Origin of the sequence: Archangium violaceum Cb vi76 (genome assembly GCF_000733295.1) — a bacterium.
GTDB classification, from domain to species: domain Bacteria; phylum Myxococcota; class Myxococcia; order Myxococcales; family Myxococcaceae; genus Archangium; species Archangium violaceum.
Window position 1 is genome coordinate 56,915 of record NZ_JPMI01000390.1, and the last position, 10,433, is coordinate 67,347.

Annotated in this window: 11 protein-coding genes; 4 read left to right on the forward strand and 7 right to left on the reverse strand. The window is 71.2% G+C overall.

Annotated elements, in window-relative coordinates:
- Window positions 1-19: 19 nt before the first annotated feature.
- The 5 genes from Q664_RS47890 to Q664_RS47910 all read right to left on the reverse strand — a co-directional run bounded on the left by Q664_RS47890 (window position 20) and on the right by Q664_RS47910 (window position 6,182).
- Window positions 20-655: a pentapeptide repeat-containing protein gene (locus Q664_RS47890; RefSeq protein ID WP_043413112.1), complete on the reverse strand. Its 636-nt coding sequence runs from the start codon at window positions 653-655 to the stop codon at window positions 20-22.
- A 48-nt stretch (window positions 656-703) separates the two neighbouring features.
- The gene (locus Q664_RS47895) at window positions 704-1,408 is read right to left on the reverse strand and encodes a carbonic anhydrase (RefSeq protein WP_043413053.1); all 705 of its coding nucleotides are present in this window, start codon (window positions 1,406-1,408) and stop codon (window positions 704-706) included.
- The gene (locus Q664_RS47900) at window positions 1,408-2,946 is read right to left on the reverse strand and encodes a SulP family inorganic anion transporter (protein ID WP_043413054.1); all 1,539 of its coding nucleotides are present in this window, start codon (window positions 2,944-2,946) and stop codon (window positions 1,408-1,410) included. Before Q664_RS47900 ends, Q664_RS47895 begins: the two co-directional genes overlap by 1 nt.
- Before the next feature lie 214 nt (window positions 2,947-3,160).
- Window positions 3,161-4,504, reverse strand: a complete 1,344-nt coding sequence (locus tag Q664_RS47905) for a sigma-54-dependent transcriptional regulator (protein ID WP_043413056.1) — start codon at window positions 4,502-4,504, stop codon at window positions 3,161-3,163.
- 10 nt (window positions 4,505-4,514) lie between these two features.
- Window positions 4,515-6,182 (reverse strand): sensor histidine kinase, encoded by a 1,668-nt coding sequence (locus Q664_RS47910; RefSeq protein ID WP_084610961.1) that lies wholly within the window; start codon window positions 6,180-6,182, stop codon window positions 4,515-4,517.
- Between the two features lie 146 nt (window positions 6,183-6,328).
- On the opposite strand from Q664_RS47910, the gene Q664_RS47915 reads away from it, so the two are divergent.
- The 3 genes from Q664_RS47915 to Q664_RS47925 all read left to right on the forward strand — a co-directional run bounded on the left by Q664_RS47915 (window position 6,329) and on the right by Q664_RS47925 (window position 8,651).
- Window positions 6,329-7,003 carry a DUF4336 domain-containing protein gene (locus Q664_RS47915; RefSeq protein ID WP_043413062.1) on the forward strand — a complete coding sequence of 225 codons (675 nt, stop codon included), beginning with the start codon at window positions 6,329-6,331 and terminating at the stop codon, window positions 7,001-7,003.
- Window positions 6,984-7,679 carry a TetR/AcrR family transcriptional regulator gene (locus Q664_RS47920; protein ID WP_043413064.1) on the forward strand — a complete coding sequence of 232 codons (696 nt, stop codon included), beginning with the start codon at window positions 6,984-6,986 and terminating at the stop codon, window positions 7,677-7,679. Before Q664_RS47915 ends, Q664_RS47920 begins: the two co-directional genes overlap by 20 nt.
- A gap of 78 nt (window positions 7,680-7,757) precedes the next feature.
- Window positions 7,758-8,651 (forward strand): endonuclease/exonuclease/phosphatase family protein, encoded by an 894-nt coding sequence (locus Q664_RS47925; protein ID WP_043413067.1) that lies wholly within the window; start codon window positions 7,758-7,760, stop codon window positions 8,649-8,651.
- An 18-nt stretch (window positions 8,652-8,669) separates the two neighbouring features.
- On the opposite strand, the gene Q664_RS47930 is transcribed toward Q664_RS47925, so the two are convergent.
- Window positions 8,670-9,047, reverse strand: a complete 378-nt coding sequence (locus Q664_RS47930) for a hypothetical protein (protein WP_043413069.1) — start codon at window positions 9,045-9,047, stop codon at window positions 8,670-8,672.
- Window positions 9,048-9,246: 199 nt separating this feature from the next.
- Here Q664_RS47930 and Q664_RS47935 point away from each other — a divergent pair, with 199 nt between their 5' ends.
- On the forward strand, window positions 9,247-9,744 hold the full coding sequence (locus Q664_RS47935; protein ID WP_043413114.1) for a hemerythrin domain-containing protein: 498 nt from the start codon (window positions 9,247-9,249) through the stop codon (window positions 9,742-9,744).
- 71 nt (window positions 9,745-9,815) lie between these two features.
- Here the strand turns inward: Q664_RS47935 and Q664_RS47940 are convergent.
- A partial coding sequence (locus Q664_RS47940; RefSeq protein WP_052519617.1) for a C40 family peptidase occupies window positions 9,816-10,433 on the reverse strand: 618 nt, incomplete at its 5' end.

The window sequence follows — 10,433 nt, forward strand, 5'->3', positions numbered from 1 at the left end:
GGGCTCATGGCTGGGCTCGCTATCGGGACTTCTTGCGGCTGGGGCGTTCGCCCGCGTCACCGTTGAACCCCGTGACGCGCATGCCGAGTGACTGGGCCAGGAGGACGGCGGTCTCGACGGGGACGTGGGTGCCCTTGAGGCGGTTCTGGGCGGGGTCCAGGAACGCGCCCACGGCGGTGGAGAAGTCCGCCTTGGTGAGGTTGCAGCCCCGGAAGTTGCTGCCCGTGAGGTCCGTCCCGGAGAAGTCCGCTTCCGTCAGGTCGAGGTCGAAGAAGTTCGCCTCCAGGGCCGAGCAGCGCAGGAAGGACGTCTTGCGCAAGCTCAGGCCCACGAAGGACGTGTAGCGCAGGACGCAGTTGTCGAATTCGAGCTCGGGGTTGGACGACACCGGCGTCCAGTCGATGCCCATCAGCTTCGAGCCCTCGAAGCGCACGCCCCTCAGTCCCGTGGAGGGGAGCTGGGCGCGGCTGAGGTCACAATCGCTGAAGACGCAGGATTCGAGCTTGCTCTCCTTCCAGCGGCTCTCCTGCAACTGGCACCGCTGGAAGGTGCACCGGTAGAACTCCTTCTGGCCGAGGTCACCGCGCTGGAGGTCCAGGTCGGTGAACGTCTCGTTCTCGAAGAAGTCCTCCCGGGCGAGTCTTTGTGCATCCATGCCGCCCATCCTAGGAAGGGCGGCGGTTTTTCCAAGCGCTGGATGCGCTCAGGCGGCCGAGTGGGACGCCTCGGCGGCGCCGTTGGACGCCTCCAGCTCCCGGAGCATCCGCTCCCCCTCGAGCTCGTCGATGGGGGTGAAGCGCTCGAGTTCCGGGCGGTAGGCGTGCACCCGCGCCTGGCCGATGTCGAACCACCAGCCGTGCAGCCGCAGCGTGCCGGCCGCCAGACGCTCGCGCACCAGGGGGTAGGTCTTCAGGTGCTCGAGCTGCTGCAGCACGCTGTACTGGCTGAGCCGGTCATACGGGGCCAGCCCCTCGCCCACCTTGCCACCGCGCTCGTAGGCGGCCATGGCGGGACGGCCCACGTCCAGCCAGCTGCTGAGGTTGGGCGTCTTCTGGTCGTTGTAGCCCGAGAGGATGGCCTTCATGGCGCCGCAGCTGGAGTGGCCGCACACCACGATGTCCTTCACCGGCAGGGTGAGCAGGGAGAACTCCAGGGCCGCGGCCTCGGAGCGGTCGCTCAGGGACAGGCCCTGGGTGTCCGAGGGGGGCACCATGTTGCCCACGTTCCGCATGACGAAGAGGTCACCCGGGTTGGTGGACGCGAAGAGGTTGGGCACCACCCGGCTGTCGGAGCAGGCGATGAAGAGACAGTCGGGCGTCTGGCCATTGGCCAGCCGCGCGAACGTGGAGCGGTAGGCGGGGAGGCTGTGACGCTGGAAGTCGAGGAGACCCTGAACGAGCTTCTTCATTAGGCAGCACCTTCCGAGGAGAGAGTCGAGGAAACGGACACAGGGGACTTGTTGGAGGGGGTGGAGCCCTTGCGGGTCCACACGTCCTCGAGCGGCTCCATCCACACCTTGCCGCCCGTCTTGCGGTGGTTCTGGCACCAGCTCTCGAGGGCCTCGTAGCCGGAGTGGTCCAGCGTATCGACCGCGAGATCCAGCTCCACCTGGGAGCCGGAGGGCACCGCGGCGAGCGCGGCGGACAGCTGGGGAACGCCCACGAAGGTGAGGGCGCCGCTCACGCGCACCTGATGCACCTCACCCTCCTTCTTCACCTGCACCTGCACGCGGCCCAGCCGCCACAGCAGCCGCGCCACCGCCACCGCGAAGCCCAGGCCGATACCGGCCAGCAGGTTGATGCCCACCACGCCGGCCACCGTCACCACGTAGACGGACAGCTCGCCGCGGCGGCGCAGCTCCTGGATGTGGTGCGGGTTGACCAGCTTGGTGCCCACGTGGACGAGCAGGCCCGCCAGCACGGTGAGGGGCACCAGGCCCAGGTGCGCGCCCAGCAGGGAGACGAAGAGCAGCATCCACACGCCGTGCAGGATGGCGGAGGCGCGCGTCTTGGCGCCCGCGGAGATGTTGGCGGCGCTGCGCACGATGACGCCGGTGATGGGCAGGCCGCCCATCAGGCCGGACAGGGTGTTGGCCATGCCCTGGGCGAACAGCTCCTTGTCCAGGTTGGCGCGCGGGCCGGTGTGCAGCTTGTCCGTGGCCACCGCGCTCAGCAGCGACTCGGCGCTGGCCACCAGGGCCAGGGAGAACACCGCCGCCGCGAAGGCGCCCCAGTGGGTGGGCATCGCGGGCAGCTGGATGCTCTCGAAGAGGCTGCCGGTCAGCTCCACCCGCTTCACGTCCGCGCCCCACACCGCCGCGGCCACCGAGCCGGTCACCACCGCCACCAGCGGGCCGGGCACCTTCTTGAGCGGGTTGTTGGGCATCACCTGCCACAGCACCAGGATGCCGATGGTGACCAGGCCGAGAATCGTCGCGGGGCCGTGCAGGTCGGCGATCTGCCCGGGCAGCTCCCGGATGTTGGCCCAGGCGTTGGACTGGGGCGCGCCGCCCAGCACGATGTGCAGCTGGCCCAGGACGATCAGGATGCCGATGCCCGCGAGCATGCCGTGGATGACGGCCGGGGAGATGCCCAGCGCGGCGCGCGCCACCTTCACGCCGCCGAGCACCATCTGGATGATGCCCGCGGCGGCCACCGCGGCGCACGTGGCCGCGAAGCCCAGCTCCTGGATGAAGCCGAACACCATCACCGCCAGGCCGGCCGCCGGGCCGCTCACCAGCAGCGGCACGCCACCGAAGAGGCCCACCACCAGGCCGCCCACCACTCCGGCGATGAGCCCGGACATGATGGGGGCGCCCGAGGCCAGGGCGATGCCCATGCACAACGGCAGGGCCACCAGGAAGACCACCAGGGAGGCGGGCACGTCACTGGCCAGCACCGACCGGAGCGAGCCGGCGTCACCGGCCTTCTGCTCGTTGGACTTCATTTCTCAGCCTCCACACCCGAAAGAAGGCGTCGTGCTCCCCGGGAGGCTCACGGCGCGTGTCCGCCCAGACAGGGCAAGGAGCGTGCCATGGGTGTGGAAGGGGCTTCCCTCGGAAGGAACGCGAGGGGGGCCCCGGGGGACTTCAAGAAATTTGAAGTGCGGCCGGGGGCGATGAAAGAACCTTGAACAAGATTCTTGAACCGCCCACCTCGAACTACTCCTCGCCGAGCTTCCGCAGGAAGGTGGGATAGGAGATGCCGAGCGCGCGGGCGGCATCCATGCGGCGTCCCTCCATGCGCTCGAGGACGTGGCGCACGTACTGGCGTTCGACCTCCTCCAGGGGAGGCGGGGGGCCGGCCACGACGAAGGCATGTGGGTCCGACAGCTGCGTGGGGCCACCAGGACGGGGAGCGAGCGCCTCCAGCTCCAGGTTGGGGCCGGGCTCGAGCACCAGGGCGCGCTCGAGCACGTTGCGCAGCTCGCGCACGTTGCCGGGGAAGGGGTAGCGCTCGAGCCGCTCGTGCGCGGCGGCGGAGAAGCCCACCGGGCGGCGGCCCAACTCGGCGCACAGCTCGGCCACCAGCGACTCGGCCAGGGGCAGCACGTCCTCGCGGCGCTCGCGCAGCGGGGGGATGTCCACCTTGAAGACGCTCAAGCGGAAGTAGAGGTCCTCGCGGAAGCGGCCCTCGGCCACCTCCTGGTTGAGGTCGCGGTTGGTGGCGGCCACCACGCGCGCGGTGCTGCTCAGCTCGGTGCTGCCGCCCAGCCGCCGGAAGGCGCCCTTGTCCAGGAAGGTGAGCAGCTTGGCCTGCAGGGGCAGCGGCAGCTCGCCCACCTCGTCGAGGAAGAGCAGGCCGCCGTTGGCCACCTCCACCAGGCCGCGCCGGGCGGTGCGCGCGTCGGTGAAGGCGCCGCGCTCGTGGCCGAACAGCTCGCTCTCCACCATGGTGTCCGGCAGCGCGGCGCAGTTGACGTGGACGAAGGGCCCCTGCTCCTCGCGCAGCGCGTGCAGGTGGCGGGCGAGCACCTCCTTGCCCACGCCCGTCTCCCCCAGCAGCAGCACGGGGCTGCGGGGCGAGGTGGCGATGCGCTCGAGCATCTGCAGCGTGTGGCGCATGGCGGGCGAGCGCGGCACCAGCATGCGGTGCCGGCCTCCCAGCGCGCTCTCGGCCCGGCGCAGGCGCTCCTGCAACCGCATGTCCTCGGCGGCGCGGCGCGCGCGCAGCACCAGGTCATCCAGCTCCACGGGCTTGGAGAGGTAGTCGCGCGCCCCGGCCTTGATGGCCTCCACCGCGCTGGCGATGTCTCCGTGCGCCGTCGCCATGAGCACCACGGCGCCGGGGACGAGGGTGCGCAGCTCCGGCAGGAAGGTGAGCCCGTCCCCATCCGGCAGCCGGCGGTCGAGGATGACGAGGTCGGGCGCCTCGCGGGCGAGGGCGGCGCGTGTCTCGTGCAGCGAGCGCGCGGTGCGGACGCGGAAGCCCTCCTGGGTGAGCACGGAGGCGGCCAGCGAGGAGAAGCTGCGGTCGTCATCCACCAGCAGCAGGGAGGTACTCATAGGGCGGTACTCATGAAGCGCTCTCCAGGGGCAGGCGCAGGGTGAAGCGGCTGCCGTCGGGCAGACGGGTATAGGTGAGGTGGCCCCCATGGGACTCCACGGCGGTGCGGGCCATGGGCAGTCCCAGGCCCACGCCCTTGGCGCGCGCGGTGGCGAAGGGCTCCCACAGGCGCGGCTCCAGGTCCGGGTCCACGCCGCCGGCGTTGTCCTCCACGCGCAGGACGGCCTCGTTGTCCTCGCGCGCGAGGCTCACCCGCACCCAGGGGGCGGGACGCAGGCCCGTGTCGCGCGCCACCGCGCCCGCCTCCACGGCGTTGCGCACCAGGTTGTCGATGGCGGACACCAGCAGCGCCGGGTCCGCATGCACGTTGAGGCCCTCCGCCAGGGTCACCTCCACGGGCACGTCCTCGGCCTCCGGCAGCAGGCGCACGGACTGGAGGGCCTCCTCCACCAGCAGGCGCAGCTCGCAGGAGCGGCGCGCGGGGGCGGCGCGCGGGGCACCGAAGGACAGCAGCGAGCGGGCCAGGTGCCCCAACCGTTGTATCTGCGAGCGCAGGGCGGGCAGGGCCACCTCCCCCGCGGAGGCGGCGGGCTTCATCAACGAGAGGGCCGCCTGGATGCCGTTGAGGGCGTTCTTCACCTCGTGGGCGATGAGCTGGCTGGCGGCACCCAGCGCGGCCATCGTCTCCTGGTGGCGCAGCCGCTCCTCGGCCGCCAGCAGCGAGCGGTACGAGCGCCGCAGCAGGAAGGTGAAGAGCAGCAGGGTGCTGCCCAGCAGGGCCATGTGGAAGAACAGCTGCCCGAGGAAGCGGCGCCGCAGCCGCGCGATGTCCCGCTCCTCGTCCTCCAGCACGGCCAGCAGCAGGCCTCTGCCGCCCGGGAAGGGGACCCGGGCCGCCGCGCCCAGCATCCGCGTGTTGTTCAGCACGAGGGGGCCGGGGGCGTCCGCCAGGGCCCGCACGAGTGCGGCGCGCTCGGCGGTCCAGGCGAAGCGCTGCGGCTGCACGGGCAGCAGGAGCTGGCCCTGCTCGTCCAGCAGCAGTGACAGGTCCGCGCTCCCCGAGCGCACGCCCGGCAGTGGGCGGGCCCCCGCGCGCAGCTCGCCCACCAGCATGCCCGTCACCTTTCCGCCGTGGCGCACCGGCACGGCCACCACCAGCGGCCCGTCCGTCCCCTCCAGCAGGTGGATCTCCGAGACCCCCTCCTCCAGTACCCGGCGGAACCAGGTGCGTTGGGTCAGCGGCGAGGCCCCCAGCGGCATCTGGGGCGGGTCGCTCCACACACGCCGCCCCGAGGCGGTGAGCAGGGCCACGCCCTCGGAGAAGAGGGGCGAGTGGCGGAAGGCGTTGTCCAACATGGCCTGCTCCATGCCAGAGGGGCCGTCCTCGGGGATGAGCTGGGGGTGCTCGGCCAGCCGGCGCAGCTCCGCCTCCAGCAGCCCCAGGTGCACGCCCAGCGCCTCGGCCTGCACCTGCGCCTGGCTGGAGAGACTGGCGAGCTCTTCCTCGCGGGCGTTCTGCAAATCTTCCCGGTAGCCCAGCAGGGGGCTGGCCAGCGCCACCACGCCGAGCAGCGCCAGTCCCACCGTGGCGGAGCGTCCGGCGCGCTGCTGGGTACGCGCGAGCTCCCCGAGGGCGGAGGACAGGGAGGGACCCGGCAGGGGCGGCGGTCGCGACATGGGGCGCATCATGCGTCAAACACCCCGGGGGACGTCTTCTTTCCGCTCCCCGGGCCCCCTCCCCGGCCGTCGCCGGAAGGAAGGCTGGCGCTTTTTCTGACCGTTGGTTAGAATTCGATGTGCTGGTCGAGAAAAGGAGCCACGCCATGCTGCGCCCGCTGTCCGAGGATCTCTTCGTTCTGGACGTGCCCTTCAGCGTGGGGGCGATGGCCCTGGGAGGGCGGATGACGGTGATCCGCCTGCCGGAGGGAGGCCTGTGGCTGCACTCGCCGGTGAAGCTGGACGCGGAGAGGAAGAGCGCGGTGGACGCGCTGGGGCCGGTGCGCTTCCTGGTGGCGCCCAACACCATGCACCACCTGTCCCTGGGAGACTGGGCCGCCGCGTACCCGGAGGCGAAGGTGCTCGCGCCCGCGGGGCTGCGCGCGAAGCGGCCGGACCTGCGCATCGACGTGGAGCTGTCGGACGTGATGGACGTGGGCCAGTCGCCCACCCTCGAGCTGCTGCTGGCGCACGGCATCCCCAAGCTCGAGGAGTTCGCCTTCTTCCACCGTCCCAGCCGTACGCTGCTGCTCACGGACCTGGCCTTCAACATCCACGAGACACCCTCATGGCTGACGCGCACGTACCTGAAGCTGTGTGGGGCGTACGGGAAGCTGGGCGCTACCTGGCTGCTCAAGTCCATGGTGAAGGACAAGGCGGCGTTGCGCGCCTGGAGGGAGCGCGTGCTCGGGTGGGACTTCGAGCGCGTGGTGCCGTGCCATGGCCAGGTGCTGGAGAAGGGTGGCAAGGAGGCGATGCGCGATGCCTTCGCGTGGGCCTAGGCGTCCGGCCTCCAGGGGGGCCAGGAGCGGCACGGAGTCGCCCGAGGCGAAGCGCGAGGCGCGCAAGGCCCGGCGGCAGGAGGATCGGCGCGCGGCGCTGCTGGAGGCCGCTCGCGAGGTGCTCACCGAGAAGGGAGTGGGCGGGCTGACGATGGAGGCGGTGGCCGCCGCGGCGGACGTCAGCAAGCCGGCCGTCTTCTACTACTTCCGCACCAAGGAGGAGCTGATGGGGGCGCTCGCCGCCGGACAGCTCGAGGCGGAGGTGGAGGTGCTGCTGCGGGCCATCGCCGCGGCGCCGGACGGGGTGGAGGCGCTCGTGGCACTGCTGCGGGCGAAGGTGGACTTCTACGCGGAGGACCTGGATGCCTTCCGGGTGGCGTACCTCTGGCCGCAGCTCATCGGGATTCCGCCCGAGGTGTTGCGCGAGCGCGTGTACCCCGCGAGCCAGCGGGTGAGCGAGGCCCTCGAGGCGCGCCTGAAGGTGGACGCCCGAGAGGGCCGGCTCGCGCCCGGCTTCGAGCCCCGGCGGCTCGCCAACCTCGTGTGGGTGACGGCCCACGGGCTGCTGTCCCTGGTGGTGGGCATGCAGCAGGTGGGAGGGGCCACGCGGCACACGCTCACCCAGCTGCGGGACGAGGCCTGCCTGCTGCTGCGCCGCGCGAGGCTGGAGGGCTGAGCCCGGCTGCCCTCCGGCCTGGCTCGGAGGGGGAGGGAAGACGGTCTCGGGGATTGCTGACATCATCGCCCCCCTTCAATGCGAATCGACCGACTCCTGGCCGGCCTGTTCCTCGCGAGCTCCCTCGCGTGTGCCTCCTCCCCCTCGACCCTCCGCGCCGACGCGGAGCCGGTGACGCTCCCGGCTCCCGAGTCCGAGTCCGAGGGCGGTCTGCGGGTGATGACCTTCAACATCCAGTCCGCCATTCGTGGCCTGGACAAGGTGTCCGAGGTCATCCGCTCCGCCTCGCCCGACATCGTCGCGCTGCAGGAGGTGGACGTCGGCTCGCGGCGTGCCAACGGGTTGGATCAACCCGCCGAGCTGGCCCGGCGCACCGGCCTGAAGTACTTCGCCCACTTCCGCACCACCTCGCTGTTCGGCGGTGACTACGGCGTGGCCATCCTCTCGCGCTTCCCGCTGGAGTCGGTGGAGCAGCACCCGCTGCCGGTGGAGACGGGCACCGAGCCGCGCACCGTGGCGCGCGTCCACATGAAGGTGCACGGGCAGGACGTGAGCGTCTACGTCACCCACCTCACCCGGCGTCCCTTCAACGGTGGCATCCGTGTGCGCCAGAGCGCGGCCATCATGAAGCTGATGGCGGCGGACCCGCGGCCCAAGCTGTTGATGGGGGACATGAACGACACGCCCGACTCGGGCTCGCTGCGCCTCCTCAAGCGCGAGCTCGCGGACGCGTTCGACCTGCGGGGCGAGGGGCGCGCGGACACCTACCCGCTGCCCGTCATCCCCAACCTGCGCATCGACTACGTGCTGGCGAGTGACCGCTTCATGCCCCGGCACAGCAAGGTGTTGCGCGTGACTGCGTCGGACCACTACCCGGTGGTGGCGGACCTCACGCTGCTCGAGCCCGTGAGGGCGCCCACCGCCGAGGTGGTGGAGCGTCCGCACGAGGCGGTTTCCGCCAGCAGCCCGTAGGGGCTCCGGGCCGCCGGCTCACTCGAGCTGGAGGCCGCAGTCGCTGCACGCGCCCCGGACGAGGGGCGCCGCCGTACCGCATGCGGGGCAGGGAAGCTCGCCGTCCTCGGGCACCGCCTGCATGGCCTGTCCCTCGGGGACGAGCCCCTCGCGCTGGAGGCTGTCCACCCAGCGTTGCTGGAGGAGGCCCGCGACGCGGGGCGTGTCCTCGGGGCGCACGAGCACCTGGAACTTCGGCGAGCACGAGGGCTTGCTGCACGCCTCGCGGTGGACGAGCGCGGGCACGCCCTCGGCCAGGCACGCCTCCACCAGTCTCCGGGCGTCCGCCAGGGTCGCCTCCACGCACGGCACCACTTCCGCGTCCGCCAGGGCCTTCTCCGCGTCTTGAGGAGTCATCGCTTTCAGTGAACCCCGACCCGGGTGCAATCGTCCACGGTTTCGGAGGGCTTCCGTCCGGCCGGAGAGCAGGAGGGCGGGCGTGGGGAGGCGCTTCCACCTGGGAAGGCGCTTCCCGTTGGCGTCTCCGGGCGCCGTGCCGAACTTAGGCCGGTCTGAGAACGCCTACACAACCCACGCAGGAGCGGAGACGGCCATGGTGGACGCGATCGAGTTGTTGAAGCAGCAGCACCGCGAGGTGGACGAGCTCTTCGAGAAGTTCGAGAAGGCCAGCGAGGGCAAGGGCGAGCAGGTGTTGATGGACCTGTTCGCGCGCATCGCGGACAACCTCGCGGCGCATGCGGCCATCGAGGAGAAGATCTTCTACCCCAGCGTCTACGTGGGCCCCACGGCGGACAAGCTCCAGGAGGCCGTGGAGGAGCACCTGGCGGTGAAGCGGGTGATCGCGGACCTGCTCGACATGGACCCCGCCGACGCGCAGTTCAAGGCCAAGATGAAGGTGCTCCAGGAGATGGTGGAGCACCACGTGGAGGAGGAGGAGAAGCAGCTCTTCAAGAGCGTGAAGAAGCTCATGACGAAGGAGGAGCTGGCCGTCCTGGGTGAGCAGATGGAGGCCCTGTTCGACGAGCTCATCCAGACCGAGCCGCGCCTGCAGGTGCCCCGCGAGACGGACGAGGCGGCGCCGCTGCCGCAGTAGTTCCTCGGGAGATGACCCGGTAGTCGCCGGGCTGGACGCGCCCCGTGGAGGTTTCCACGGGGCGTGCGTCGTCAAGGCGCTGTGAACCACCGCTGGTCCACGGTGGCGAAGCCCGCGAGCAGCTCTCCGGCGAGCCGGGGATGGGTGGCCTTCTCGGGGCGGCGCAGGTAGTCGTTGAGCACCCGGCCCTTCGCATCCCGGCGGAGGGCGGGTTCGCGCAGGTGCAACTTCGCGCGTTTCACGCCTCCGCCCGCGCGGTGCACGAAGGTCACGGTGCCGTCCCGGTCCACGCGCTCGACGACGCCGATGTGCGTGAGCCCGTCGTTGCGCCGGCCGTCGCGATTGCGGTCATACGTCTCGCGGAAGAAGACGAGGTCCCCCGGGCGAGGGGTCTCGTGGAGCGAGCCGAGGCTCCGGGCCTTGCGGTAGATGGCGGCGACGCCGTTCTCTCCGGGGAGGGTGCGCTCGGGCAGGAGGCTCAGGCCGCGTTTGCGGTAGGCGAGGTTGGCCAGGCCGGAGCAGTCATCGTTCACCGAGTGGCTGACCCTGCGCAGGGAGGAAAGTCCGACCCAGAGGGAGGCGCGGGCGGCGGCGCGGCGCGCGAGCGTGCTGGAGGTGTTGCGGGTGCTCCGGTTCGAGGTGGCGCGGCGCGCGGCCTCGGCATCGGTTCCCCAGAGCATGACACCCAT

Bases quoted from the DNA above. Each gene is read 5' to 3' on its own strand.
- Q664_RS47930 (WP_043413069.1), bottom strand. From the start codon at position 9,047: ATGACTCCTCAAGACGCGGAGAAGGCCCTGGCGGACGCGGAAGTGGTG.
- Q664_RS47890 (WP_043413112.1), bottom strand. From the start codon at position 655: ATGGATGCACAAAGACTCGCCCGGGAGGACTTCTTCGAGAACGAGACG.
- Q664_RS47900 (WP_043413054.1), bottom strand. From the start codon at position 2,946: ATGAAGTCCAACGAGCAGAAGGCCGGTGACGCCGGCTCGCTCCGGTCG.
- Q664_RS47910 (WP_084610961.1), bottom strand. From the start codon at position 6,182: ATGTCGCGACCGCCGCCCCTGCCGGGTCCCTCCCTGTCCTCCGCCCTC.
- Q664_RS47905 (WP_043413056.1), bottom strand. From the start codon at position 4,504: ATGAGTACCTCCCTGCTGCTGGTGGATGACGACCGCAGCTTCTCCTCG.
- Q664_RS47895 (WP_043413053.1), bottom strand. From the start codon at position 1,408: ATGAAGAAGCTCGTTCAGGGTCTCCTCGACTTCCAGCGTCACAGCCTC.
- Q664_RS47925 (WP_043413067.1), top strand. From the start codon at position 7,758: ATGCGAATCGACCGACTCCTGGCCGGCCTGTTCCTCGCGAGCTCCCTC.
- Q664_RS47920 (WP_043413064.1), top strand. From the start codon at position 6,984: ATGCCTTCGCGTGGGCCTAGGCGTCCGGCCTCCAGGGGGGCCAGGAGC.
- Q664_RS47915 (WP_043413062.1), top strand. From the start codon at position 6,329: ATGCTGCGCCCGCTGTCCGAGGATCTCTTCGTTCTGGACGTGCCCTTC.